Consider the following 25,970-nt stretch of genomic DNA (forward strand, 5'->3'; position numbering starts at 1 on the left):
GAACTTTAGCGCAATTTCATATGCCGGTTCACATCTTTATAGAGCAAATAGCGAAACGGCCCCGGTCCGCCTGCATAGCACGCTTGCGGGCAAAAGGCGCGCAGCCACATGAAATCACCCGCTTCCACCTCAACCCAATCCTGATTGAGCCGGTACACCGCTTTGCCCTCAAGCACATAAAGCCCATGTTCCATCACGTGGGTCTCGCAAAACGGGATCACCCCGCCGGGTTGCAGCGTGACAATGGTGACGTGCATATCGTGGCGCAGATCTTCCGGATCGACAAAACGCGTCGTCGCCCAAACGCCGTTGGTGTCGGGCATAACATTGGGCGCGATGTCTTGTTCGTTGAGCACCAAGGGGTCGGGGTGATCCAAACCCTCCACAGCCTCATAGGCCTTGCGGATCCAGTGAAAGCGCGTGACAGCGCCACTGTCGTTCTTAAGGGTCCAACGCGCGCCCGCCGGAATATAGGCATAGCTGCCTTCGCGCATTTGATGGGTATTGCCCTCAATCGTGAGAGAGAACCCGCCCTCAACGACAAAGAGCACTCCCTGCGCTTGTGTGTCCAACTCAGGCCGCTCCGAGCCACCGCCGGGCTGTACTTCCATAATATACTGCGAAAAAGTCTCGGCAAAGCCGCTCAGAGGGCGGGCGATGACCCAAAGGCGCGTGCCTTCCCAGAATGGCAGGAAAGAGGTTACGATATCGCGCATCGTGCCGCGTGGCAGCACGGCATAGGCATCGGTGAAAACGGCGCGATCACTGAGCAGGGTTTTCTGGTCAGGATGGCCGCCAGTCGGCGCGAAATAGCTTGGCGTGGTCATGTGAAATCTCCGTTGCGGTTGCCATGAGAATTGCCGCAAGGCCGCGTGGGGCCAAGGGATATATCGCGAAAGGTTTGTTCCGCTTAATTTGATAGTATTCCCTAATGGACTTTTAATCCTCGCCACGTAGTTTGCTCGAAACCACCCTATTTATCACCTGCCTCCGACGCATTTTCCTGCCAGAAGGCATAATATGAGCCAGAAACAACATTCCGCGCCGGAAGAGCAAAACCGGCACCGGCAGATCTTCGATATGCTGCGCGATTCAGAGCGTGCGGCGCAAACGGTTGAGCGGCTTGCCCAACCTCAGCACCTTGTGCTGACCGACGACACCGCGCGGACACTGCAAGAACGCGCGCATGCGTCGCCCCCGCCAGCGATCTTTGCCCCTAAGATCTCGGGGCCGTGGCCTACGCACATTCTTTACCTTGCGTTAGAAAAACGCGAACGCTTCCAGCCCCACGGTGATCGCGCCAATGGTCATTCCGGTGACAGGATTGACAACAACGACAGTCACCCGCCCCTGATAGGTCTGCGTATTGTCGTCAAATCTTACCGCATCCACGAGGAACGCTTCGGGGGTGGCAGACGTAAATTGGGGTTTTTCGCCCGGCCGATGCGCGGCCGTACCCGTATTTTCGGCAACCGTCAGCCCCTGCGCATCTCGCAAGGTCACACTGGTAATGCGTCCCCCTGACCGGGCCATTTGTGCACGCAGATAGTCAGACAACGGCAGGCTTTGCCCGGAGATCACATTATGACGGCTCACAATATGAGGGAGGGTCGGCCCGATATGTCGTTGGTTCTGTGCCTCAATCGCATCCACGATTGGCGCGGCGTTGACCCAAGTGAGCAAATCAAGGTCGATGTATTTCGTAAGCGCCCAAGGCGCTTTACCCGCATCCGAAGCGCTGACTGGCGAGAGCGCTGCGAAGGCGGCCGCGACTATAGCCACTTTGAGCATAATCGATGACAAAAACCTGCGCATGGCAGTCCCCCGGTCAAAAGCGCGGTTCAGTGACCGCCGCTGTCTGACCTAGCGCATTCGGGTTTACGCTATATGAACGGCCACGCTTATTCTTCCGCGCCCTTGAACCCTGTCGCGACGACAAATTTCTCAGATGAATCCGCGCGGCTCGCCGGAGGTTTGATATTGGCCACTTTGGTAAACCGCTTCTTGAGCAGCTTTTGCAACTCGCCTTCCGCCCCGCCAGCCAGAACTTTGGCAACAAAGGTGCCGCCTTCTTCTAAAACGTCAAAGGCGAAGTAGGCCGCCGCCTCGCAAAGTGCGATGATGCGCAGGTGATCGGTCTGCTTATGACCCGACGCAGAGGCGGCCATATCAGACATGACCACATCGGCCTTACCGCCAAGCCATTCTTTGACCTTCAGGTCCGCATCGTCTTCCATAAAATCGAGCTGATGCAGCTCGCAGCCCGCAATCGGCTCCATCTCCTGAAGGTCGATGCCCAGAATGGTGCCCTGGGCCTTGCCCTTTTTCTCGCCCAGCACGTTGCAGCGTTTGACCGCCACCTGACACCAGCCGCCGGGGGCAGCGCCAAGATCGACAATCCGCGCACCAGGGACGAGGAACCGGTATTTGTCGTCCAATTCCATGATCTTATAAGCCGCACGCCCACGGTAGCCTTCGGCCTGCGCGCGTTTGACATAAGGGTCGTTCAACTGTCGCTGCAACCAACGGGTCGAGCTGAGCTTGCGCCCACGCGCCGATTTTACTTTCACCTTCAGGTCACGCTGCCCGCGCCCCGAGGTGTTCTTTCCGTCCGGTGTCTTGGCCATCAAAAGACCCCTTCTTCTAATACGCCATCGGCGCTCATCTGTGCATATAGCAGGCCTTCGCGCAGACCGCGATCCGCAACTGACAGCCGGTCGGTCGGCCAGCAGCGCATGAGGGCCTGTAGAATAGCCGCGCCTGACATGATCAAAGCCGCCCGGTCCTGTCCGATGCGTGGATCGGCCCGGCGCCCGCCCGGCCCCATCGCGATATAAGAGTGGATCACCTTGTCGATCTGGGCGCTGGTCATGCTCAGCCCGTCCACTTTGGTCCGGTCATAGCGTTTCAGGTTCAGGTGGCTCGCCGCTACGGTTGTCACGGTCCCCGAGGTGCCAACGATTTGGAACCTCTTTTGCGACTGGATCGACTGATAGGGCGTAAAATCCGTCAAGTTTTCTTCAAAGAACCATGACATCAGCGCAAACCGCGCCGCGTCGTCTTCGACATCCGAGAACTGGTCGCGCAGAGTGGCCACACCCAATGGCACGCTGATCCAATCGACCACCCGCGCCGCCGGCACATCGGTCTTGGCCTGGTTGAACCCATCCTGCAGGCGCATGATAGACCGCGCACGGTCGGCTCTTGGCACTTTGGAAATGTCGATCCAAACCAATTCCGTCGAGCCGCCGCCAATGTCGACCACCAGCAGGTTCTCGGTCTTGCGGCTGACCAGCGGCGCGCAGGAAATTACGGCCAATTGGGCCTCTTCTTCAGGGCGGATGATGTCGAGTTTCAGGCCCGTTTCACGCTGGATACGACGCATGAACTCGGCACCATTATGTGCGCGGCGGCAGGCTTCGGTCGCCACAAGACGCATATTGCGGACCTTGTTGCGGCGCAGTTTCTGCTGGCAAATGCGCAATGCCTGAATGGTACGCGCCATCGATCCGCGCGAGAGCCGCCCGGTCTTTTCCAAACCGGCGCCCAATTGCACCGATTTTGAAAAACTGTCCACCACATGGAAACCGCTGCCACGAGGCTGGGCGATCAACATGCGGCAGCTATTTGTACCCAGATCAAGGGCCGCATATAGCTCATTCGATCTGGGCGGAACTGGCGCGGGGCTCAGAGCCGGTATGTCCTTGTCGAGCGCGCCCGCACCTTTGGGACGCTGTGGCGCCATGGGTTCGCGCCTTTCATATCGAGTTGCATCAAGGGTATGCGCTGAGGGGTCCCTGTGCAAGTGGTCGCGGTGCTTGCCGCGAGGTTCAGCGGCGTTTCTCCGCCCGCGCTCACAATCATCTTGAGAATAATGAGGCCGCCCTGCCCTCGTTCTGGCAACGGCAATGCGCTATGACCGCCGCAAGTCGCGGATGGGTTGCGTTTTGTCGAAAAACGGCCCTGTCCTGACCGCGGCGGAAGCTAGACAGAATGAAATCGGACGAGAGGAATCAGCCCATGCCCGCAGTCACCATCGTTTATTGGCGTGATATTCCAGCGCAGGTGATCGTCGGCAAAGGCCGTCGCGGCACGAAACGGCCCCTGCCGGAGCGTTTTGAGCAAGCGATTGACCGCGCGGCGATGAAAACGGGCGCCGCGGGGACGGATGACTACCTCGCCGAATGGCGCAAGGCCGATCCGGTTGAGGTCGAAGGAGAGCCTGAGGCCGTCGCGGATGCCGAAGTGGCGCGGATTGACGCGGAATACGACCGCGAACGCCTCAAGCAACTGATTGGTAACAATGGGTGGGCCTAGCCTGCCACTCTGTCTGCAACGCTTATGATCAAGGACACGCTCATGGCCCTATTGAACTTCCGCAAGAAAGACTTGCCCGCGCCCGCGACCCCTTCCGCTGAGGTCGAAGCGTTGTTGAGGGGCTACTCAATCGAGGTCATGCCCCGCACCGCCGAGAAGGTTGAGGATTTCCGCGCCCTGCTGCCCAAAGGCACCCGTGTCTATATCGCCCATATCGACGGGACACCGATTGAGGACATGGTCGCAACCGCTGCCCGGCTGAACGCCGACGGTTTTGAGGTCATGCCGCATTTCCCCGCCCGCATTATCAAAGACCGCGCCACCTTGGCCGATTGGATTGCCCGTTATCAAGGTGAGGCAGATGTACGGCAAGCCCTGTTGCTGGCGGGCGGTGTGGCCACCCCGGTTGGAGAGTTCAGCGATAGCATGCAATTGATGGAAACCGGGTTGTTTGATCAAGCCGGATTTACACGGCTGCACGTCGCAGGTCATCCCGAAGGCAACCGCGACATTGACGTGGAAGGCGGGCGGCTCAAGGTCGATGCCGCGCTCAAATGGAAAAACGATTTCCAAAGCCGCACCGATGCGCAGATGGCCATCGCAACACAGTTTGCCTTTGAAGCGCAGCCGATCATCGAATGGGCCGACAGTCTCAAGGCCGCTGGCATTACACTGCCCATTCACATCGGCATCGCAGGCCCCGCCAAACTGCAAACGCTGATCAAATTCGCCATTGCCTGCGGCGTCGGCCCTTCGCTCAAGGTGCTGCAAAAGCGTGCAATGGACGTAACCAAGCTGCTGTTGCCCTATGAGCCCGCAGATGTGATCAACGACCTGGCCGCGCATAAGGCGGCGAACCCGGATTTCAACATCACCCATGTGCATGTCTTCCCGCTGGGCGGGATCAAGACCAGTGCCACATGGGTCCAAGAGAACGGCGGTGCCTCTGGGGTGCCAGCCGACGCAGCCTGAAGGACCAAACTACATGACCAGAACCGTCATCGAATCCAAAACCAAGACCGCCGTCATCGGCTTTGAAGAGCCCTTCTGCGTGATTGGTGAGCGGATCAACCCCACAGGCCGCAAGATCCTGAGCCAAGAGCTGGAGCAAGGCGATTTTTCGCGCGTGGAGGCCGACGCCATCGCGCAGGTTGCCGCCGGGGCCACGGTGCTGGATGTGAATTCGGGCGCGGTCTTCTCCAACAAAATGGCCGAAGATCCGCGCTATGCCGACAATAACTTTGTTGAGCCGATGTTGATGCCGGAGCTGATTAAGATCGTGCAAAACGCTGTTGATGTGCCGATCTGTATCGACAGTTCGGTGCCCGGCGCGTTGGAGGCTGGCTTGCAAGCCTGCGAAGGCCGCCCGCTGCTCAACTCAGTCACCGGCGAAGAAGAGCGGCTCGAAGTCGTCCTGCCTTTGGTCAAGAAATACAACGTGCCGGTCGTGGCGATCTCAAACGACGACACCGGCATTTCTGAAGACCCCGATGTGCGCTTTGCTGTGGCCAAGAAGATCGTCGAACGGGCTGCCGACTTTGGCATCCCGGCACATGACATCGTGGTCGATCCGCTGGTCATGCCAATCGGAGCGATGGCAACAGCCGGTCATCAGGTCTTTACCCTCGTGCGCCGTCTGCGCGAGGAGTTGGGCGTGAACACCACCTGCGGCGCGTCCAACATCTCTTTCGGGCTGCCCAATCGGCATGGCATTAATAACGCTTTCCTGCCCATGGCCATGGGCGCTGGCATGACCAGTGCGATCATGAACCCGGTGGCGCTGCCCGTGGGCCAGACTAAAATCGAAGAGAAGAAAGCTGAACTGGCGGCCCTTGGGTTGGTGCTGCCCGAGGGGATGGATGACGAGACCTTCGTGCAACTCTTCGGCATGGGGTCGACGAAACCCCGTCCGGGCAAAGAGATGGAAGCGATCCGCGCTGCGAACTTCCTTTTTGACCGCGATCCGCACGGCACCGAATGGATCAAGTTTAACAAGGTAGCACCCAAAGTGGGCCAAGAAGGCCGAGGCCGCGCGGGCCGCAGCGGCGGGCGTCGCCGCCGCTAACTCATTATTAAGGCAGAAATAAAAGACCCCGCAGGCGCCGCTTGCGGGGTCTTTTGCTTTGGCCCAAGGGTTTCCGCCCCCTCATGTGGCGTGAGTAACGTGGTCTTAACGTCCTGCTCGATAGAACAGGCCAAACCTGCCACAGACCGGAGCGTCTCCCTCATGACTTCAAGCATTGCCTCAGGCGCTTCAGAGACACGCACGGCACCGGACGCAGCATGTAGCTACGCGGGTGGCAGCGAAAACAATGCGGCGCAACGCACTCTCATTACGGCTGAGGGAAGGCTCGACCTTTCTACGGTAGCCGCCCTGCATGAAAAGCTATCAGAGGTCGGCTGCGGCGATATCACCCTTGATCTGGCCGGCGTCACGCATTTCGGCGCCCTCGCCCTACAGGTGGTTCACGCGGCTGCTGTTTCAGCTCAGCAACGCGGTGCGCGGCTCAATATCGAAAACCTGTCAGACCGGGTGAAGGCGCAGCTCGCGGCTATGGGCATGTCGGCAAGCACGTTGACGGAGCCGGCACGATGAGCCTGAGCATCCTCGCAGTGGACGACAGCCGCACCATGCGCGACATGATCCGCTTGGCCCTGCAACCTGCGGGTTTTACCGTCCATACCGCCGACGACGGTCTGCATGGCATTGATGTGCTGGATGGCATCACGCCGGACGCGATCATCACCGATATCAACATGCCGCGTATGGATGGTTTCGGCTTTATCGACGCTGTGCGCGAGCAAGAGCAGCACCGGGCCACGCCCATCCTCGTCCTGACCACCGAAGCTGCGCCGGAGCTTAAAGCGCGCGCACGTGCAGCGGGCGCGACGGGCTGGATCGTCAAACCCTTCGATCCGGCCAAACTGGTCAAGGCGTTGCAGATGGTCGCAGGATAGGAGCCGCTCATCATGTCCTTTGAGACCGACCCCATGGCCGAGATTCGCGCGTCTTTCTTTGTGGAATGCGAAGAACTGCTCGAAGCGCTTCAAGACAGCCTGCAAATCATGGACGATGGAGCCGAGGACAGCGAAACGATTAATGTGGTCTTTCGCGCCGTACATTCCATAAAGGGCGGTGCGGGGGCTTTCGGGCTTGATGCCCTTGTGCGCTTCGCGCATCGGTTTGAAACCGTCCTGGACGCGCTTCGTACTGATCGTATGCAAGCAGATGCGGCGGCGGTGAAAGTCTTCTTTCAATGCGCGGATCACCTGTCTGACCTAGTGCGGCACAGCCGTGACGGGGGAAGCGATCCTGCCGAACAGAGTGGTGCATTGCTCGCCCGGCTTGATGCGCTTTTGGGGACCGAAGCTGCTCCGGCCGAGGACATTGCAGAGCCTGAGATCGACTTTCAGCCCATGGGGTTGACGCTTGACCTCGCAGCGCTCGACGATGCTTTGCCCGCTGACCTCCCCCCGCTCAACGCGCTGCCGCCGCTCTGCGATCTCGCTGATTTGCCGCCACCTGAGGCGGACGGATTAAAAACATACCGGCTGCATTTTACCCCGGACACCAAATTGTACGAGACCGGCAATGAGCCTTTCCTCTTGCTCCGCGCGCTGGAAGAGCTTGGCGCCGCGCAGATCACCTGTGACACCACGCGCCTGCCCAAGCAACAAGACTTGATACCAGAGCACAGCTATCTCAGTTGGACGGTGAAGCTTGAAACGGATGCCGAAGAAGCAAAAATCCTTTCGGTTTTTGACTTCGTAGAGGGGCTATGCAGCCTTGATCTCCAGCCGATCGCCGTCACGCCAGACGCCGCTTCGGCCTCAGCGCCCCGCACGCCCAAAACGCCAACTGCGCCGCCTTCGCCCTCCGCCGCACCGGCAACAGCGAAAGCGCCCACGCCCATCAAAAATGTTGTCCGCGTGGACCTCGACCGGATTGAGCGATTGGTCAATCTGGTGGGCGAACTCGTCATCAACCAAGCGATGCTGAGCCAAAGCCTAGAGACCGCAAACCTCCCGCCACATGGGGACGCGATGAACGGTCTGGAAGAATTCCAACGCCTTACGAGAGATATTCAGGACTCGGTGATGATGCTCCGTGCCCAACCCGTCAAATCCCTGTTCCAGCGCATGTCCCGCATCATCCGCGAAGCCTCCACCGCCGTGAACAAAGAGGTGCGCCTGCACACAGAGGGCGACGCGACCGAGGTCGATAAAACCGTGATCGAAAGATTAGCGGACCCATTGACCCATATGATCCGCAATGCCGTCGATCATGGTCTTGAGACACCTGCCGATCGCATCGCAGCAGGCAAACCGGCAGAGGGTCAGGTCAAGCTCTCGGCGTCGCATCGGTCGGGCCGGGTGATCATAGAGGTGTCGGACGACGGTGCAGGCATAAACCGTCCCCGCGTCCTGCAAATCGCCATCGACAAAGGTCTGATCCCCGCAGATGCACAACTTAGCGACAGTGAGATTGACAACCTGCTGTTTTTGCCGGGATTCTCCACGGCGGGCAGCGTGTCGGACCTGTCTGGCCGGGGCGTTGGTATGGATGTGGTGCGCACCGCTATTCAAGCGCTCGGCGGGCGCATTACCATCACCTCTGTGCCCGGCAGTGGCACCTGCTTTTCAATCTCCCTGCCACTAACCCTCGCGGTTCTTGACGGTATGGTGATCGATACGGCGGGCGAGACCTTGGTGGTGCCGCTGAACCTTGTGGTCGAAACCTTGACCTTTCAAGCGCAGGACGTCTCAATGATCCGTCCGGGGCAGCATGTGGTGCGCGTGCGCGGCGCCTTTGTGCCGATCGTCGATCTCGCGGCCGAGCTCGGTTATCGCGCGCCGCAGAACAGTTATGACGGGGCCGTGGCGCTGCTCATCGCGCATGAAAATGGCAATCGGGCGGCACTGTTGATCGATAATATTCTCGACCAACGGCAAGTGGTGATCAAAGGATTGGACGACGGATTTTCCCGCGCCGCTGGCATCGCGGCGGCAACGATCCTTGGGGATGGGCAGATCGCCCTAATCCTCGATCCGTCAGATATTATCACCAACGCGGCGCAGCCTCTGCAAAAGCCCCTTCGGGCAGGAGCTTTGACATGACAGACAATAACCGTGACAGCACAATCGAATTGCTGACCTTTCAACTGGCTGGCCATGAATATGCGCTAGATATCATGTCCGTTCGCGAAATCCGAAGCTGGACGCGGGCCACCCCCCTGCCCCATGCGCCCACTTGTATGCGCGGTGTGATCAATCTGCGCGGTACGGTGTTGCCGGTGCTCGATCTGGGCGACAGGCTTGGTTTGTCACCGCAGGTCCAAAGTGAACGCGCTGTGATCATCGTCGTCGCCCAAGGAGAGACCTTGACCGGGCTATTGGTCGACGCGGTGTCAGACATCGTTGCTTTGACGAAAGATGATCTTCAACCGCCCCCCGATCTGGCGAATGGCGCGGCAACGGGCATGGTCAGCGCGTTAACGCTTATCGATGAGCGTATGGTGCGGGTCTTGGATTTGGCGGCGACAGTGACTTTGGAGAAAGGGATGGCAGCATGACCACAGCCTCTTGCGATCATCCTCTCGACCGAAGAAGTTTTCGGGCCATTGCGGATCTGGCCTACCGCGAAAGCGGACTGACGCTGGTGAAAGAGAAGAGCTCAATGATCCAGTCGCGGCTGCGTCCCCGTCTGAAAGTCCTAGGCCTGCGGGATTTTGCACAATACAGCGCATTCGTGCAGTCCGACGCGGGCGAAGATGAGCGCAAACAGCTAATCTCTGCGCTCACCACAAACGTCACGCATTTTTTCCGTGAGAGCCATCACTTCGCCACGCTTGGAAACGTTCTTGATGCCCGAATGGACGATCTGCGTAAAGGTGCAAGGATGCGCATCTGGTCTGCGGGATGCTCCAACGGACAGGAGGCCTATTCCGCTGCTATTTCCCTGCTTGAACGCTGCCCAGAGGCCGCACAATATGATTTGCGCATTCTCGCCACTGACATTGATCCGCAAGTTATAGCCTTTGCCCGTCGCGGCAAATACGGCGAAAGGCTTATGGCAGGCGTGTCCGAACCGCTACGCGACGGCTATTTTGATGCGGAAAGGGATAGGAAGGGCGAGCGGCAGTTCACCGTCAAACCCGAAGTCAAAAACCTCATCCACTTCAATGAGTTAAACCTGCTTTCAGCATGGCCCATGCGGGGCAGTTTTGACGTTATTTTCTGCCGCAATGTGGTGATCTATTTCGACGTTGCTACTCAAACATCGCTTTGGCCGCGTTTTTTGAAGGCACTTCGCCCTACGGGTCATTTGTTTTTGGGACATTCCGAACGGATTGCCACCCCCGAGGCGATTGGTTTTTGCAGCGATGGCCCGACAAGCTATCGCCCGCTTTGACACGCTTCGCGTACCCTCTGACTGCACAAGGAAACTAAAATGGCATTGCGCGACCAAATTCGGATCATGGTGGTTGATGATATGTCCACCAGTCGCGGCTTGATTACACAGGCGCTCGACAGTTTTGGCGTTCGGGATGTCGCTGTGGCCGAGAACGGCAAAGAGGCGCTTCATGCTTTGGCCAAACGGCCGGTGCATCTGGTGATATCTGACTACAATATGCCCGAGATCGACGGGCTAAAGCTGCTGCATTATTTGCGCTCTGGGGCGAATACCAAAGGCGTGGGCTTTGTGCTAATCACTGGACGCGCTGAACAGGAAATTATCGACCACGGCAAAAAGCTTGGCATGAACAACTACCTTAAGAAGCCGTTTCAACCCGAAGATCTGCGCAATTGTATCGAAGCCGTGGTTGGCCGCCTGTAATGCCGCCTAGGCCGCCTTCAGGGTCGGTGCTCACTGCCGAAACCCTCATGGTCCGATTGTCGGAACATCTTAAGGGGCTCGCGGCCGAGGTTCAGCAAGTTGAACAGGTTGTCGGTTCAACGGCTTTACGCGCGCAGCTGTCATCGCAGGATGCCATTGTCCAACTGCAAAGCCTTGATTACCTGCGCCAATCGCTTGAAGACCTGTCAGTTCTCACCATGCTTTTGGCCCGCTCAGATGAAGCTGGCGTGTCGGCTCTGCAAGATCCGGTTCAGATCCGGGGTCGGATGCGCTTGGGCAGCACCAAAGCGCTGTTCGATGCCCCCTTGTCTGGTCACGCGCTGACGACTCTAGACATAGCAGGCAGTGTGGATCTGTTTTGAACCTGTCAGTTCCGACTGATCTCTTACCGGTGTCTAAAACAGTTCCAGCCCATTGCCCTGCGCATCTGCTGTTGCTTGCGGCACGCTTTCATTCACGATGCTTATCGGCGTGACTTTCTGGCGCACTATCCCGCTGGCAGGCCAAAACCGAATTTGCCGCGCAGTGATACCGCCTAAGGATTGCGCCGTGCAGGCAATCCCCTCGCGCGCCAAAAAATCCAGTGTAAACGCCGCATTTGCCGAGCCAATATCCGATAGCCCATCAACCATACGCGCCCCGCCAAAGACTTTAGCCTGCAACCGATCTCGTCGTGCGCCCAGTTTAAGCAGCTCATTGATCAAAAGCTCCATCGCATTCACGCCAAGCGCATCACATGACATATTGCCCCGCTGTCGTTGAGTCAGCAGCATGTGATTCATCCCGCCCAAGCCGCCAATTTTGTCCCAAAGGCAGCAAGCCACACAGGACCCCAGAACGGTGGCAATCGTCACATCAGGATCGCCGGACACAGCATATTGTCCTTGGGTGATGACAATCATTTCACTCATTGGCAGCGCCTTCGCCGACTATGGGCCATCACGGCGGCGTTAATCGCTTGACCAATATCCTGTACTGGCAATTGTTGGTCAATCACGCCGGCCTCCCACGCCGATTTGGGCATGCCGTAAACCACCGAACTGGCGGCATCTTGTCCAATGGTATGGGCCCCCGAGCGATGCAAAAGGCGCAGCCCTTCCGTCCCATCCTGACCCAGACCGGTCAAGATGACCGCAATCACATCATGGCCATAGGGCGCCGCAGAGCAAAACAGCGCGTCCACAGACGGGCAATGCAAACCCCGCTCGACATCATCACGCAGATGTCCTTGCCAAAGCCCATTGCGCCGGGTCAATTCAGTTTGCCGCCCCATTTCAGGGGCAAGCCGCACCTGCCCTGCACGCAGCGGGACGCGGTCGTCTACCATGCCGACGTCATGCGGCACATTGCGATCAAGCAGTTTTGCGAAACTAACAAGAAAGGCTCTTGGCATATGCTGCACGATGACGGTCGGCGGCCCGTTGTAATCCATATCCGACAAGACAGTCTCAAGCGCTGACACGCCGCCTGTCGAAGCACCGATCAGCACGATCGGGCCATTCTGTTCAGAGACGTCCGGGGGCACGGCAGACCGTAACGCGGGCCGTTTCAGGATGGGCTGATATTGGCTGCAGGCTGCCGCATAGACCCGTCTCGCAATATCACGCGCCGGAAGGCTTTGGCCCGCATGCCCCGGCTTTACAATGCAGTCGACCGCGCCCAACGACAGCGCTTGAATCGCCGTATCTGATCCGTTTTCCGTCGAGGCCGAAACCATCACAACCGGCATTGGATGAAGCGACATAAGACGCTCAAGGAAGGCCAATCCAGACATGCCGGGCATCTGCACATCGAGGGTGAGCACATCTGGATTGGTTTGCTTAATCACCTCTCGCGCGCTCTGCGCGTCATGCGCTTCGCCCACCACCAACAAGCGGGGATCTTGTTGCAAGAGTTGCCGCAACCAAGCGCGGATGGCTCGGGAATCGTCGACGATGACGACGCGTTTGACGGGGCGTGCTCCGGTAGGTCGGGTCTGCGTTGGATCATGCAACATCCGGTAACACCGCCGCGCTAAGTGTACGGAGGAAAGCCGCCCAAAGCTCTGACAGACAGCAAGGCGGTCCCATCCAGATCATTCCAGCCCCTCTGCCAATAACCACAGAAGGAGACTGACGCAAACCGATGAAAGGAGCGTTAAGCGCCGCGCATCTTTCGGAGTGAGCGAAACGATGGATTTATTTCACATTCTTCGGTTTGTTATATTTTCACCGGATTTTGCGGGTGTCGCGAACGCGACAGCATCAGCAGTCGAACCCTGTTACGAGGTATGAGCGAGATCCCGGCGGTCGAGCGACAGACGCCCCCCACGCGCCAACGCGGTCTCTTTAACCATTCGAAAAGGTGGATAGATTGCTCTCATTACATGCGATACCTGACGCCTTTAGCAAATATGAATGTGAGCGCGTTATTGCGGCTATTTCGGATGTGCCAACCGACGAAGCACTCCTCGTTGGCCACAACAAGGATCATAATCTTCGCAAAGCCGAGCTGGTCTGGACAGATAACATGCCAGGCATGGATTGGGTTATGGAACGCCTGATCGAGCTGGTTCGGCAAGCAAATGGGGATCAGTTTGGGTTCGATCTGCGCGAATTTGCTGAAAGCCCCCAAGTGGCAATCTACAAATCGTCAGAGAGCGGTCACTTCGCTTGGCATTCCGATATTGGCGGCGGGCGCCTTTCTCGAAAACGGAAGCTTACCCTTGTGCTGCAACTAAGCCGCTCCGATACCTACGAAGGCGGCGATCTGGAGATCATGCCGGGCGTCCAAATTCTCACCGCCAATCGCGCCCAGGGGAGTGTCTGCATTTTTCCTAGTTTCACGCTCCATCAGGTATCGCCGGTCAAAAGTGGCATACGCTATTCGATGACCGTTTGGGCGCATGGTCCGGCATTCCGGTAAATTTGCCACAAGATGACAAGCGCCGTTCTCAAGGCTGCGCGGCAGGTTTCATGGGGCCATCATCCGACAATCGCGTTTGGCGCTGGCGGAGCGTGCGGCGTGTTTCTTGGCCTGTGGGTTTGAGCTGGGGGCCTCAAGTCGAACAATTAGTCGCTTTGATATTGGATAGCAGGTTCTAAACCCATCTGCGCAATCGGATATCAGCGGCCCTGTGGCGTAAGGGACATGCATCGGTCGGGGGCTGCGGGAGCACGATTCTTTGCGGCCTTCCCGATACTCGACAATGCCGACGGTCCATCCTCGGCCCCACAGGAGACGAACATGAAACTACTCTACCCCCTCATCGCCGCCTTAGCGCTTACCTCTGCCTGCGCCCCTAATCTTGCACTCGATAGCGATGTGGAGCGCGGGCTTGCGGGCGCGGCGCTCGGCTATGGCGCGGCAAAAGCTTTGGATGAAAACGCTGACCACGGTGCGATCATTGGCGGACTTGCTGGCGTGTTCTGTGATGACGCGGGCATTTGCAGCCCACCGCGCTAAGACGCGTGAACTTGGGGCGCGGATTAAGGCCGCGCCCTATTAAAACCGGCGGTAGGTCATACAAAGCGACCACGCCGCGCTGCAAGTGCTGGCGCTCATGTGCCAGAGTAGAAACGAGGCGAACAAACCTGCGGGTTTAACCCGCGGCGTGTTGCGCCAACTCACTGTCCCGCATTGGACCGGGATGGATGCAGGCCACGCGGTGCAGATCATCGTCGGGCTGCGGCACGACTTCAGCGCAATCGGCTTGCGCGCGCGGACAACGGCCTCGGAACACGCAGCCGGACGGCGGATTCATCGGTGACGGCATGTCACCGGTCATCGGCACGATCTGTTTGGCGCGTTCCGCTACCGGATCGGGGATCGGCACGGCAGAGAGCAGTGCTTGGGTGTAGGGATGCTGGGGATTGTCATAAAGCAGCGCTTTTGGCGCCTTTTCCATAACCCGACCCAGATAGAGCACCATGACCTCGTCCGAAATGTTCTTCACCACGCTCAGGTCATGGGCGATGAAGATCATCGCCAAGCCCAGATCGCGTTGCAACTCTTTCAGCAGTTCGATCACCTGCGCTTGGATCGAGACGTCGAGGGCCGAGACCGGCTCGTCGCAGATCAGCAGCTTTGGTTCCACGATCAGCGCACGGGCGATGCCAATGCGTTGGCACTGGCCGCCTGAGAATTCATGCGGGTAGCGGTTGATCATCTGCGGCAGCAAGCCAACGCGCTCCATCATCTGCGCCACGCGGGCGCGGCGTTCCTTGCCTGACACCTCGGGCCGATGGGTGCGCAGCGGCTCGGCAATAATCTGGCCCAGCGTCATGCGTGGGTTGAGCGAGGCCAGCGGGTCTTGAAACACCATCTGGATCTCGGAGCGGTAGGGTTTTATCTGGCGGGGGGAAAGCGACAGCAGATCGGTCTCGCCGCGCCACTTCACTTGCCCTGTTGCCGGGACCATCTGGATCAACCCGCGCGCAAGCGTGGATTTCCCGCAACCGGATTCACCGACGACGCCCAGCGTCTTGCCCGGCTCCAGATCAAAGCTGACCCCGTTCACCGCATGCAGAAAGCGCGGTTTGGTCCAAGGCATGTCCCCGGCGCGGGTGATGGGGAATTTTACGTGCAGGTCGCGAACGGACAGAAGCGGGCTCATGCGGTGACCTCCGCGATGGGACGGTGGCAAGCGCGGGCACGGCCTGTGTCGAAGGCTGCGAGCGGCGGCATGACGCGGCAGTCGTCACCGGCGTAGTTGCAGCGCGGGCGGAAGGGGCAGCCTTGGGGCGGGGCGGCCATGTTGGGCGGGTTGCCGGGTATCGCCTTCATCGTGGCGTCCTCGTCGTCGACGCGTGGTACGGCGGCAAGCAAGCCGCGGGTATAGGGATGCGTCGGCTCAGCAAAGAGCGGCTCGGTCGGCCCCTGCTCCATCACCCGGCCACCATACATCACCAGCACCCGCTCGCAGAAGCCTGCGACAACGCCGAGGTCATGGGTAATGAGGATCGTGGCCATGCCGAAATCCTTTTGCAGATCGCCCAGCAGGTCCATGATCTGCGCCTGCACTGTGACGTCGAGCGCCGTGGTCGGCTCGTCGGCGATCAAGAGGTCCGGCTTGCACAGCAGCGACATGGCGATCATCACCCGCTGGCGCATGCCGCCTGAGAACTCATGCGGGAAAAGACGAATGCGCTCCTTGGCCGCCGGGATTTTCACCGCGTCGAGCATCCGCACCGATTCCGCTAGTGCGTCCCGTTTGGACAGTCCTTGGTGCAGGGTCAGCACCTCGGTCATCTGGTCGCTGATCCGCATGTAGGGATTGAGCGAGGTCATCGGGTCTTGAAAGATCATCGCGATGCGCTCGGCGCGTATCTTGTTCAGCACCTTCGGCTTCGCTCCCAAGATCTCCTGCCCGTCGAAACGGATCGAGCCCCCGGTGCGCCCGTTGGGTGCGAGCAGCCCCATGATCGAAAAGGCCGTCTGCGATTTGCCCGAGCCGCTTTCGCCAACGATGCCGAGGGTCTCACCCCGGTTGATCGAGAGCGACAGGTCGTTGACCGCATGCACGGGGCCGTCTTCGCCGTCGAAGGTGACGGAGAGCTTGTCGATTTCGAGCAGAGACATCAGCGATCCTTAGGGTCGAGAGCGTCACGCAGTCCGTCGCCGATAAAGAACAGGCCGAAAAGCGTGAGACAGAAGAACAGCAGCGGGAAGCCCAGCTGCCAGGTGGTGCCATAGGCGATGGTGCCCGCCCCTTCGGAGATCAGCGCCCCGAGGGAGGTCAGCGGCTCCTGTACGCCAAGGCCGAGGAAGGAGATGAAGCTCTCGGTCAGGATCATCAGCGGTACCAGCAGCGTGGCATAGACGGCGATCACGCCCAGCAGGTTCGGCACGATATGGCGCAGGATGATGACCGGGGCCGAGACGCCGGTGGCGCGGGCGGCCTCGACGAATTCGCGGCCCTTGATGGTCAGGGTCTGGCCGCGCACGATGCGGGCCATCTCCATCCACGAAATTAATCCGACACCGGCGAAAAGGATTGTGATCGACCGGCCATACATCACCAGCAGCAGGATCAGCACGAACATGTAAGGCACGGCCATGAAGATATCGACGAGCCGCATCATGATGCTGTCGGTGCGTCCGCCGAAGTAGCCCGCCACCGCGCCGTAGAGCGTGCCGACGATACAGGCGATGAGGGCGCCGACGAGACCCACGGCGAGGCTGATCTGCGTGCCCTGCACGGTGCGGGCGAAGAGGTCGCGGCCCAGATCGTCGGTGCCGAAGTAGTGACCGCTTTCGATGGACGGACCGCCGAGTTCGACGATCTGGCCCATGACGTTATAATCGAGTTCCTCGTTCGACCACTGCGCGAGGCTGTTGCCGAAAAGCGCGAATGCCACGACGAAGCCGAGGATCACCAGCCCCATCAGCGCCGCCTTGTTGCGAAAGAACCGCCGCCGCGCGTCGGCCCAGGGGGAACGCCCCTTGCCCGCGATCTCGGTGGCCTCGACCCGTTGTTCGGATGTCATCACCATGTCAGTACCGGATCTTGGGGTCGATCCATCCATACAGGATATCGACCACGAGGTTGAAGAAAATAGTCAGCGCGCCCACGAGGATCGTCACTCCCATCATCACCGCGTAGTCGCGGTTCAGCGCACTGTCGACAAAGGCTTTGCCAATGCCGCCGGTGGAGAAATAGATGTCGACCACCACTGAGCCGGTGATCATCGCCACGAAGGCTGGCCCGAGATAGGAGATAACCGGCAGCATCGCGGGCTTGAGCGCATGGCGCATAATCACGCGGCGTTCAGGCAACCCTTTGGCGCGGGCGGTGCGGATGTGGTTTGAGGTCAGCACCTCAAGCATTGAAGACCGCGTGATCCGCGCGATGGACGCCATGAAGGACGTCGACAACGCGATCACCGGCATGATCCAATATTCCGGCCCCTGCCAGCCACCGCCGGGCAGCCAGCCGAGCCAGAGCGTGAAGACCAGCACGAGGATCGGCGCCATAACGAAGTTCGGCAACACCTGCGCGCCGATGGAGACGCCCACGGCGGCATAATCCAGCGCCGAATTGTGCCGCACGGCGGCGGCAACGCCAAGGCTTACGCCAACGATTACGGCAACAGCAAAGGACAACAACCCATAGGTCAACGTGATCGGGAAACCTTGGGCGATGATCTCGTTCACCGAGCGGTCTTTATAAACAAAGCTCGGACCGAAATCGAACTCGGTGACGATGCCCCAGACATAGCTGCCGATCTGCTTCCACAGCGGATCGTCCAACCCGTATTTCGCGTTGAGGTTTGCCAACACCTGCGGCGGCAATTCGCGCTCTGACGTGAACGGCCCGCCGGGTGCGGAATGCATCAGAAGAAAAGAAATGATAATCAGCACCAGCAGCGTCGGGATCGCGATGGCAAGGCGCTTGAGAATGTAACTGAGCAAGGGGCACGCGCTCCGGATACGGGTTCAGGGAAGTACAAAAGATAAAGGCAGCCCCGCATAAACGCAGGGCTGCCCAAATGTCGAGGGGTTACTCGGCGACGCGATACAGGTCTTTGCCGTACCATGTGTTGTTCACGTTGTTTTCGGGCAGACCTTCGATGTCTTCGGCAATCATGTCGACATTCGCGTAATGGTAGATTGGAATGATCGGCATTTCCTCGGCCAAGATCTTCTCAGCCTCTTGATAGAGCGGCTGCGGATCTTCGGCGGTTTTGCTGTCCTTCATGAGCTTGTCATAGGCGTCATTGTAGAATTCGCCATTGTTATGACCAGAATAGGAAGTCAGCAGATCGAGATAAGTGGAGGCCTCGTTATAGTCCCCGCACCACGCATAGCGCGCCATGTCGTAGTCTTGGCTCTGCATCCGGTCGGTGTGGACCTTCCACTCATAGTTGTCGAGCGTGAGGTTCACGCCGACCTGTTTGAGCATCTGTGACGCAGCGATGGCGATCTTTTTGTGATCTTCCGAAGTGTTGTACTGCAACGTCAAGTCCAGCGGGTTGTCGGGGCCATAGCCTGCTTCGGCCAGGAGTTCCTTGGCCTTCTCTACGCGCTGCGCCTGATCCATATTGTCGGCCCAGTCGAGTTCGGGACGCTCGAAGTCAGCAATCGCCCAATGGGTCCAGTTGTAGGACGGCTTCTGCCCGCCTTGCAGAATGCGCTCGACGATGATGTCGCGGTCGATGGCATAGGCCAGTGCCTTGCGCACGCGCACATCTTTCAATGCCTCTGGCCCCTTCTCGCCCACGTTAAGCATGTAGATGTAGGAACAGTTGTAAGGCGTCGAGACAGCCTGCTCGGGGTACTCTTTCTTCAGCCGTGGATACTGACCGGCGGGGATGTCAACACGGTCCAATTCGCCCGCCAAATAGCGGGTCAGGGCTTGGTTCACGTCGTTGATGGTCAGAGCGGTGATCTTCTCCATCACTACATTCTCGGCATCCCAATAGGTGTCGCTCTTTTCCATCACGACCCGCTCACCCAACTGGTGCTCGACCAGTTTATACGCGCCGTTGCCCACAAGGGTGCCTGCGTCGGTCCAGTCGTCACCATGTTCCTCAACCACGCTTTGGAGCACGGGGAAGGTTGAGCCGTGCACCAGCATCTGCGGGAAATAGGGCAGCGGCGTGGTGATCTTGACCTCAAGCGTGTGGTCATCAACGGCGCGGATGCCCAGCTCTTCGGGAGATTTATCCCCGGCGATGATCTCGGGCGCGTTCTCGACCTGCATCAACTCCATGTACCAGGCGTATTCCGAAGCGGTCGCCGGATCGGCCAAACGACGCCAGGAATAAACAAAGTCATTTGCTGTAACCGGCTCACCGTTCGACCATTTCGCGTCCTCGCGAAGGTTAAACGTGTAGGTCTTGCCGTCTTCCGAGACCTTGTGATCGAGCGCGACACCCGGCACCAGTTCACCGTTGCCATCCTCATTGTAGAGACCTTCAAAAAGGTTGCGCAGCACGTCCGAGCCTTCGACATCGGTGTTGATCTGCGGGTCCATCGACTTGATCGCGTCCAGAAGCCAGAACGTATAGGTCTGCTCATCGGCCAGCGTCACGCCTTCGGGGACATCAGCGGCCTGCGCCTGAAGCGCCAAGCCCAATGCCAGCGCGGAGGCGGTCATCGTCTTGCGAAATTTCATCGGGATTCTCCTCGTGGTGGGTGAACATCTCATCGTGTTCTGATGGGGAGAGGAGACCCAAAATCACCCCCAGTTGCAAGGGCTCGTTCTGCCGCACAACGCGAGGTTAACGGCTGCGCGGAAATCAGTGATTTGCTCTATTTTGATGAGACATGACGCGCCCGCAATGCGACCCACAGTGTCGCAGATTATTCAGCATTTCTGGAGAGTTGGAATTGCCTAACACGTGCGCGAACCAACCTCTCGGCAGTGATGTCCGCGCAAGATATGAGCACAAAGGCAGTGATCGATTGAGGTTATGGCGGAGCGACAGGGATTCGAACCCTGGAGACGGTCTCCCGCCTACACACTTTCCAGGCGTGCGCCTTCGACCACTCGGCCACCGCTCCGTTGATGCGGGGTTTAGCTTGGGGGGGGCGGGAGTTGCAAGGGCGAAATCTTCGGTTTTGACGGATAATTTCGCTTAGGCGTCAAGATGGACATAGACGCGGCGGTTGAGCCGGCCTTTTTTCTCGATTTTGCCCAAACGCAGGGCACCAATCTCGCCGGTGCGCGCGACATGGGTGCCGCCACAGGGTTGCAGGTCTATGGGGGCTGTAGCCTCGCCAATGCGAACCAACCGGATGTCTCCCCGGCCCCGCGGCGGGGCTACGGACATGGTTTTGATCAACTCAGGCGCGTCGTCGAGTTCTTCCTCGGTGATCCAATCTTCGCTGACCTTTGCGTCGAGCGAGACGTAGTGGTTTAGCAGGTCTTCAAGCTCTTCGCGGTCCTGTGGCGCGTCGGGCATGTTGAAGTCGAGCCGCCCATGGGTGGCCGAGATCTGCCCGCCTGTCACGGCTTCAGGAATTACCACGGACAGCAGGTGCAGCGCCGTATGGACGCGCATGTGCTTGTGGCGGCGGTCCCAGTCGAGCTCTTGGGTAACGTAGGCGCCCACGGGCGGCAGCGCGCGCGGCTCGGCGGGGACCAGAACGATCCCGCCGGTGTCGCGATCACGCACGGTGGTGGCGATGCTGAGCGTTTGGTTGTCCCAACTGATCCAACCGCTGTCGCCGGGCTGGCCGCCGCCGGTGGGATAAAACAGGCTGCTGTCGAGGATGATGCCCCCTTCGGGCGTCAGCGCGGCCACGCGGGCTTTGGCATCACGTAGATAGCTGTCTTCGCGGTAGAGTTCGCGGGTCATTCCTGTGGCTCCGAGGGTTGGGTTTTCAGAACTTCCGGGTTGCGTAGCCAAAGGTCGCGCTGCGCAAAGGGAATTTCAATCCCTTCGGCTTTGAACCGTTCAGCAATGGCATGGTTGATGTCGTTCTTGACCTTCATCATCCAGTTCACATCGCGCAGATAGCAGCGCACTTCGAACTCAAGCGCATCGGCTCCGAAGTTCAAAAAGAGGATGCTGGGCGCCGGGTTTGCCAACACAATGGGCTGAGCTTCGGCAATCTCTTGCAACAGGCTCTCAACCCGCTTGGTATCGGTGCCATAGGCAACACCGACAGGGACGATCAACCGACCTACTGTGTTGCCGCGGGTAAAGTTGGTCACCGTGCCGCTGATGAGATCGGCGTTGGGGACAATCACATCGGTCCGGTCAAATGTCTCAATACGGGTGGAGCGCACGGAGATGTCGCGCACATAGCCCATCTGGCCCCCTACCTCGATCCAGTCGCCTTCGGAAATGGGGCGTTCGATGAGCAAGATGATACCCGACACAAAGTTTGACACCACGTTTTGCAGACCAAAACCGATCCCGACCGAGAGCGCCCCGGCGACATAGGCGAGCGCAGACAGATCGATCCCCGCGCCGGTGATCGCCAGCAGTGCCGCGAGGAAGATACCGATATAGCCCAGCCCCGAGATAATGGCATTCTGCCCACCGATATCCATGCGCGTTTTGGGCAGCACATTGTTGCGCAGCGCCCCCTGAATAGCGCGTGTCACGCCATAGCCGATCACAAAGATGATCGCGAAGGACAAGAAATCGGTCGGGCGGATGCGTGTCTCACCAAAGGAGAAGCCCCGACTGAACAGCGCCCAAAGTTCGGTGAGGTCAGTGACACGTGCGCCCCATGCCAATGCCATGAGCGGCAGCGACAACAGCAGCAGCACCATACCAAAAAGCACCGGCATCAGCGCCTCGCGGGCCTGCACCCCCTGCCCGGTCACGGCGCCATAGACATCCGCGAGGAACCGCTGCAAGGACATCACCAGCCCTAGCAGGACCAACGTGGTCACATAGGGCGGCAGCAGCGAGACGGCAGCATTGTAATAGCCGGTAACCAGCAACAACGGGGCCACAACGGCGACGACTACAGCCCCCAGCCCCAGCCCGCGCACAACGCGGCCAAAGGTCGAGCTCCGCATGTCTTCGCTCTCAGGCGTGTCGGTCTGCGGGTCGGCGTAGCTGCGCAGGATTTGTCCGATGCGGAAAAGAGCAAAGGCGCTTAGCAGCATAACGGGCAGTCGCAGCACAGCTTCGGTGGTTTCTGCCGGGTCATTGCCTTCAAAAACCGCCGCGATCAGCGCGCCGAGGATGATGGTGACCGTGATGATGCTGACGTAAAACCGGATCGCCTTGCGCTGCTCTCGCGGCAAAAGGATAAGTGCTTCGTCCTCATCGCGCGAAAACACCCGTTCCGACACCCAGCGAACGCCCAACATCGCGCCGCCGACAACCGGCAGCAGACGCACCAGCGCGTTGCCGCGTGGGCCAAGCAGCCCGGTGGCATGTACCGCCATGGCGATCAAAACCAATCCGCCCGTCGGCAGAATGATCCGCAAAAGCGAGACAACAAAGCGCCAAATACCAAAGCCGCGCGCGCCAAACTGTTGCAGGCGGCTGACGATCATGGTCGACCAATCGTGACCTTTGAAGATCAAGACCAGCCCCAGAATGCTCAGCAAGAGCACAGCCGGAAGAGAGCCGCGCAGGGTCTTGCGCGCCTCCGTCACGTCGTCGGGCGCTTCGGCTGCAATGTCGCGGGCGGCCGCCGTCAGATCGTCTAGCGCGATGCGCCAATGGGCCGGGTTCAGCGGCGTGCCGACGACTTGAAGCAGTTGCTCTGTCTGGCGATCCCGCATGGCCTTGTCGATCTGACCAATCAGCGCATCCGCACGCAAAAACGCCGCTTCGGCCCGCTGTACCGGAGCCAAAAGCGTGTTCAATTGCTGCGTCAGTTCTACCCGGTTGGCGGCAACCTCGGGGGGTTCAGGCTCGGCGGTCTCACCTTCTGGCGGTGTCCCCAAGGCGGCCAATTGCTCGCGCATCGTTGCGATGCGTGTGGCATTCGCCCCCCGCGCCGCGTCGAACTTCTCGCGGTAGTCTACCAGCCGGGCGCGGAGCACCTCCAGCATGTCTTCGGTGGTGTCGTCTGAATCCACGGCCTCTTCGGCCGTGGTGGCCAGTTTGTCCCACTCGTTAAAATCAAGTGTTTCGGGCTCTTGGGCAAATACCGCGCCGGTCAGCCAGACCAACAGCGCGGCAAGGCTGAAAAGTCGTCGCATTATCAGGGTCATGTATCCTCAAAGACGCCGGGAATGGATTGCGGCGCGCTGTCGAGCCAACCGGGTGTCGGCAACCCCTGTTCGCGCAGGAATTCGGGGTTAAACAGTTTGGACTGATAGCGCGTCCCAAAGTCGCAAAGCACTGTCACGATGGTATGCCCCGGCCCCATTTCGCGTGCCATCCGGACAGCTCCCGCCACGTTCACGCCCGAAGACGCACCAAGGCAAAGCCCCTCATGCTCCAGCAGATCAAAGACCACCGGCAGCGCTTCTTCGTCGGAGATGTTATAGCTGTAGTCAGGGGTGAACCCTTCGAGATTGGCGGTGATCCGCCCCTGCCCGATCCCTTCGGCTATTGAGCTGCCTTCGGCGCTCAACTCGCCTTGGGTGTAATAGCTGTGCAGCGCAGCCCCGTCGGGGTCGGCCAAAGCGATCTTGACACCTTTGGGCTGCAAGGCCATCGCCACCCCGGCCAGCGTGCCGCCAGAGCCTACCGCGCAGCAGAAGCCATCAACCTTGCCGCCAGTTTGCTCCCAAATCTCGGGACCGGTGGTTTCGATGTGTGCCTGCCGGTTCGCGACATTGTCGAATTGATTGGCCCAGATGACCCCTTCGGGCGTGGTTTTGGCAAGTTCCTTGGCCAACCGTTCGGAATAGCGCACAAAGTTATTGGGGTTCTTGTAAGGCGCTGCAGGGACTTGCACCAATTCCGCACCCGCCAGACGCAGCATGTCTTTCTTTTCCTGAGACTGCGTCTCAGGGATGACGATCACGGTCTTGAACCCCATGGACGCGCCCACAAGCGCCAAGCCGATGCCGGTGTTGCCAGCCGTGCCTTCGACAATCGTGCCGCCCGGCTTTAACTCACCGCGTGCGATGGCGTCGCGGATAATGAACAGCGCCGCGCGGTCTTTGACCGATTGGCCGGGGTTCATAAACTCCGCCTTGCCCAATATCTCGCAGCCGGTTTCCTCGCTCGCCCGGCGCAGCCGGATCAGCGGCGTGTTTCCAATGGCCTCGGCCAGATCAGATGCAACAAGCATAATAGCCCCCAATTCATGTTGTTTCCGGTGTAGACTCCGCCTCTTCAGACCTCAAGCGGTCACGGTGGCGGGCCAGCCAATAGGCGCTTGCCACCAAGGGCGCATTCGCCAGCGCCTGCGCATCGGCCAAGGCCATCAGATCGTCAAAGGACATAAGGTGCGAGCGGATATCTTCATGCTCTGATGCCAGCCCGCCGGTGCCCGTTACCGCGTCCGGCAGATCAGCCAGCCCCACGAAGATGTGAAAAAATTCGGTCGCATTGCCGGGCGAGGCATAGACATTGCCGACCGGCTCCAAGCGGCCCAAAATGATCCCCGCTTCCTCATGTGCTTCGCGCCGCGCGGCCTGCTCTGCAGTCTCGCCCACATCAATATGACCGGCGATGGGTTCAAGTTGCCAGCAAGTTGCATCGCCGCGTGCCAGCGGCCCCATGCGCAATTGTTCCACCAGCAGCACCCGGTCGCGCACCGGGTCATAGGGCAGCACCAAGGCGGCGTCGGCGCTCACGAAGACGGCACGCTCCATCTGCGCGGACATGCCGCCGGCAAAGGTCTCATGCCGCAGATCGAACTCATCCAAGGCAAAGAAATTCGCATAGACCCGTTCACGACGCGCAATTTCGATCTTGCCGTGCAGAGTCAAGGGATCATGTTGTCCCTGCTCGGCCAAGACCTGCTGATAGGCGCGGCGGCGGATCATTGGGAACATGGCATCGACCTCGGCCTGCGTATTGCGGCCCATATAGCCCATCACCTCCCGCGCGGCATGGCACGACAGCGCCGCCCAATCCGCCTCCCATTGCGTGAGCGACCACGGGCCATTCGCCTGCCAGCGTCCGGGTTGCGGCAGATAGACTTCAGCCTTTTGCCCATCTGCAAGGGTCAGGGGCAGCAAATCGTAGTCAAAAGCACCCTCGTAGAAGTCCAGCCGCGCAAAGTCTGCCTCGCTCAGCCCCCGGATCAAAAGCCCCTCCGCCTCTGCCCCCGGCTCTGCAGCAATCGTCGGAAACGGGCCTTCGGCAGCGGCGGATACCCGGTGGTCGGGCAATTTGGCGGGGCTGAGGTCAAGGTCTGAGGCCGGGCGCCCCAGCACAATTTCAAGAAGCGGCAGATGCCGCAAAGAGCCGTAAATAAAAAGATTTCGCATAGA

General features: G+C 59.3%; 27 protein-coding genes and 1 tRNA gene. 12 read left to right on the plus strand and 16 right to left on the minus strand.

What is annotated here, in order from left to right:
• Positions 1-5: 5 nt before the first annotated feature.
• From HTT03_RS03045 to HTT03_RS03060, 4 genes are all read right to left on the minus strand, one after another.
• Positions 6-827: a bifunctional allantoicase/(S)-ureidoglycine aminohydrolase gene (locus HTT03_RS03045; RefSeq protein ID WP_174858398.1), complete on the minus strand. Its 822-nt coding sequence runs from the start codon at positions 825-827 to the stop codon at positions 6-8.
• Between the two features lie 433 nt (positions 828-1,260).
• Positions 1,261-1,815, minus strand: coding sequence for a hypothetical protein (locus HTT03_RS03050; protein WP_174858399.1), 555 nt, complete (start codon positions 1,813-1,815; stop codon positions 1,261-1,263).
• Between the two features lie 86 nt (positions 1,816-1,901).
• Positions 1,902-2,627: an RlmE family RNA methyltransferase gene (locus tag HTT03_RS03055; RefSeq protein ID WP_174858400.1), complete on the minus strand. Its 726-nt coding sequence runs from the start codon at positions 2,625-2,627 to the stop codon at positions 1,902-1,904.
• Complete coding sequence (locus HTT03_RS03060; RefSeq protein WP_174858401.1) at positions 2,627-3,745, minus strand: Ppx/GppA phosphatase family protein; 1,119 nt, start codon at positions 3,743-3,745, stop codon at positions 2,627-2,629. Before HTT03_RS03060 ends, HTT03_RS03055 begins: the two co-directional genes overlap by 1 nt.
• Before the next feature lie 275 nt (positions 3,746-4,020).
• Between HTT03_RS03060 and HTT03_RS03065 the strand changes: the two genes are divergently transcribed.
• The 10 genes from HTT03_RS03065 (at position 4,021) to HTT03_RS03110 (ending at position 11,538) form a co-directional block, all read left to right on the plus strand.
• A complete protein-coding gene (locus HTT03_RS03065; protein WP_174858402.1) occupies positions 4,021-4,317 on the plus strand; it encodes a virulence factor in 297 nt (98 codons plus the stop codon).
• 42 nt (positions 4,318-4,359) lie between these two features.
• A complete protein-coding gene (locus HTT03_RS03070) occupies positions 4,360-5,289 on the plus strand; it encodes a methylenetetrahydrofolate reductase (RefSeq protein WP_174858403.1) in 930 nt (309 codons plus the stop codon).
• A 13-nt stretch (positions 5,290-5,302) separates the two neighbouring features.
• Positions 5,303-6,382 carry a methyltetrahydrofolate cobalamin methyltransferase gene (locus HTT03_RS03075; RefSeq protein ID WP_174858404.1) on the plus strand — a complete coding sequence of 360 codons (1,080 nt, stop codon included), beginning with the start codon at positions 5,303-5,305 and terminating at the stop codon, positions 6,380-6,382.
• A gap of 162 nt (positions 6,383-6,544) precedes the next feature.
• Complete coding sequence (locus HTT03_RS03080) at positions 6,545-6,913, plus strand: STAS domain-containing protein (RefSeq protein WP_174858405.1); 369 nt, start codon at positions 6,545-6,547, stop codon at positions 6,911-6,913.
• Positions 6,910-7,275, plus strand: a complete 366-nt coding sequence (locus HTT03_RS03085) for a response regulator (protein WP_174858406.1) — start codon at positions 6,910-6,912, stop codon at positions 7,273-7,275. The genes HTT03_RS03080 and HTT03_RS03085 overlap by 4 nt, the downstream gene beginning before the upstream one ends.
• Before the next feature lie 12 nt (positions 7,276-7,287).
• On the plus strand, positions 7,288-9,435 hold the full coding sequence (locus HTT03_RS03090; RefSeq protein WP_174858407.1) for a chemotaxis protein CheA: 2,148 nt from the start codon (positions 7,288-7,290) through the stop codon (positions 9,433-9,435).
• Complete coding sequence (locus tag HTT03_RS03095) at positions 9,432-9,890, plus strand: chemotaxis protein CheW (RefSeq protein ID WP_174858408.1); 459 nt, start codon at positions 9,432-9,434, stop codon at positions 9,888-9,890. Before HTT03_RS03090 ends, HTT03_RS03095 begins: the two co-directional genes overlap by 4 nt.
• Positions 9,887-10,729, plus strand: coding sequence for a CheR family methyltransferase (locus HTT03_RS03100; protein ID WP_174858409.1), 843 nt, complete (start codon positions 9,887-9,889; stop codon positions 10,727-10,729). The genes HTT03_RS03095 and HTT03_RS03100 overlap by 4 nt, the downstream gene beginning before the upstream one ends.
• Before the next feature lie 39 nt (positions 10,730-10,768).
• A complete protein-coding gene (locus HTT03_RS03105; protein ID WP_174858410.1) occupies positions 10,769-11,155 on the plus strand; it encodes a response regulator in 387 nt (128 codons plus the stop codon).
• 47 nt (positions 11,156-11,202) lie between these two features.
• Positions 11,203-11,538, plus strand: coding sequence for a hypothetical protein (locus tag HTT03_RS03110; protein ID WP_174858411.1), 336 nt, complete (start codon positions 11,203-11,205; stop codon positions 11,536-11,538).
• A 33-nt stretch (positions 11,539-11,571) separates the two neighbouring features.
• On the opposite strand, the gene HTT03_RS03115 is transcribed toward HTT03_RS03110, so the two are convergent.
• Both HTT03_RS03115 and cheB read right to left on the minus strand, forming a co-directional pair.
• Positions 11,572-12,087 carry a chemotaxis protein CheD gene (locus HTT03_RS03115; RefSeq protein WP_174858412.1) on the minus strand — a complete coding sequence of 172 codons (516 nt, stop codon included), beginning with the start codon at positions 12,085-12,087 and terminating at the stop codon, positions 11,572-11,574.
• Positions 12,084-13,172, minus strand: coding sequence for a chemotaxis-specific protein-glutamate methyltransferase CheB (gene cheB / locus HTT03_RS03120; RefSeq protein WP_174858413.1), 1,089 nt, complete (start codon positions 13,170-13,172; stop codon positions 12,084-12,086). Before cheB ends, HTT03_RS03115 begins: the two co-directional genes overlap by 4 nt.
• Before the next feature lie 356 nt (positions 13,173-13,528).
• On the opposite strand from cheB, the gene HTT03_RS03125 reads away from it, so the two are divergent.
• A complete protein-coding gene (locus HTT03_RS03125) occupies positions 13,529-14,080 on the plus strand; it encodes a 2OG-Fe(II) oxygenase (protein ID WP_174858414.1) in 552 nt (183 codons plus the stop codon).
• 321 nt (positions 14,081-14,401) lie between these two features.
• Positions 14,402-14,620, plus strand: a complete 219-nt coding sequence (locus HTT03_RS03130; protein ID WP_217482716.1) for a hypothetical protein — start codon at positions 14,402-14,404, stop codon at positions 14,618-14,620.
• 136 nt (positions 14,621-14,756) lie between these two features.
• On the opposite strand, the gene HTT03_RS03135 is transcribed toward HTT03_RS03130, so the two are convergent.
• The 10 genes from HTT03_RS03135 to HTT03_RS03180 form a co-directional block, all read right to left on the minus strand.
• Positions 14,757-15,770 (minus strand): ABC transporter ATP-binding protein, encoded by a 1,014-nt coding sequence (locus HTT03_RS03135; RefSeq protein ID WP_174858415.1) that lies wholly within the window; start codon positions 15,768-15,770, stop codon positions 14,757-14,759.
• Positions 15,767-16,735, minus strand: coding sequence for an oligopeptide/dipeptide ABC transporter ATP-binding protein (locus HTT03_RS03140; RefSeq protein ID WP_174858416.1), 969 nt, complete (start codon positions 16,733-16,735; stop codon positions 15,767-15,769). Before HTT03_RS03140 ends, HTT03_RS03135 begins: the two co-directional genes overlap by 4 nt.
• Positions 16,735-17,649 (minus strand): ABC transporter permease subunit, encoded by a 915-nt coding sequence (locus HTT03_RS03145; RefSeq protein WP_174858417.1) that lies wholly within the window; start codon positions 17,647-17,649, stop codon positions 16,735-16,737. The genes HTT03_RS03140 and HTT03_RS03145 overlap by 1 nt, the downstream gene beginning before the upstream one ends.
• Before the next feature lies 1 nt (position 17,650).
• The gene (gene oppB, locus HTT03_RS03150; RefSeq protein ID WP_174858418.1) at positions 17,651-18,568 is read right to left on the minus strand and encodes an oligopeptide ABC transporter permease OppB; all 918 of its coding nucleotides are present in this window, start codon (positions 18,566-18,568) and stop codon (positions 17,651-17,653) included.
• 88 nt (positions 18,569-18,656) lie between these two features.
• Positions 18,657-20,273, minus strand: coding sequence for a peptide ABC transporter substrate-binding protein (locus tag HTT03_RS03155; protein ID WP_174858419.1), 1,617 nt, complete (start codon positions 20,271-20,273; stop codon positions 18,657-18,659).
• A gap of 299 nt (positions 20,274-20,572) precedes the next feature.
• Positions 20,573-20,662, minus strand: a tRNA-Ser gene (locus HTT03_RS03160).
• A 74-nt stretch (positions 20,663-20,736) separates the two neighbouring features.
• On the minus strand, positions 20,737-21,459 hold the full coding sequence (locus HTT03_RS03165; protein WP_174858420.1) for an alanyl-tRNA editing protein: 723 nt from the start codon (positions 21,457-21,459) through the stop codon (positions 20,737-20,739).
• Entirely contained in the window at positions 21,456-23,777 is a 2,322-nt protein-coding gene (locus HTT03_RS03170; RefSeq protein WP_246253335.1) for a DUF3772 domain-containing protein, read from the minus strand. The genes HTT03_RS03165 and HTT03_RS03170 overlap by 4 nt, the downstream gene beginning before the upstream one ends.
• An 8-nt stretch (positions 23,778-23,785) precedes the next feature.
• The gene (locus HTT03_RS03175) at positions 23,786-24,820 is read right to left on the minus strand and encodes a cysteine synthase A (RefSeq protein WP_174858422.1); all 1,035 of its coding nucleotides are present in this window, start codon (positions 24,818-24,820) and stop codon (positions 23,786-23,788) included.
• 13 nt (positions 24,821-24,833) lie between these two features.
• Complete coding sequence (locus HTT03_RS03180; protein ID WP_174858423.1) at positions 24,834-25,967, minus strand: NUDIX domain-containing protein; 1,134 nt, start codon at positions 25,965-25,967, stop codon at positions 24,834-24,836.
• Positions 25,968-25,970: the final 3 nt, after the last annotated feature.

Origin of the sequence: Sulfitobacter maritimus, assembly GCF_013346665.1 — a bacterium.
GTDB classification, from domain to species: domain Bacteria; phylum Pseudomonadota; class Alphaproteobacteria; order Rhodobacterales; family Rhodobacteraceae; genus Sulfitobacter; species Sulfitobacter maritimus.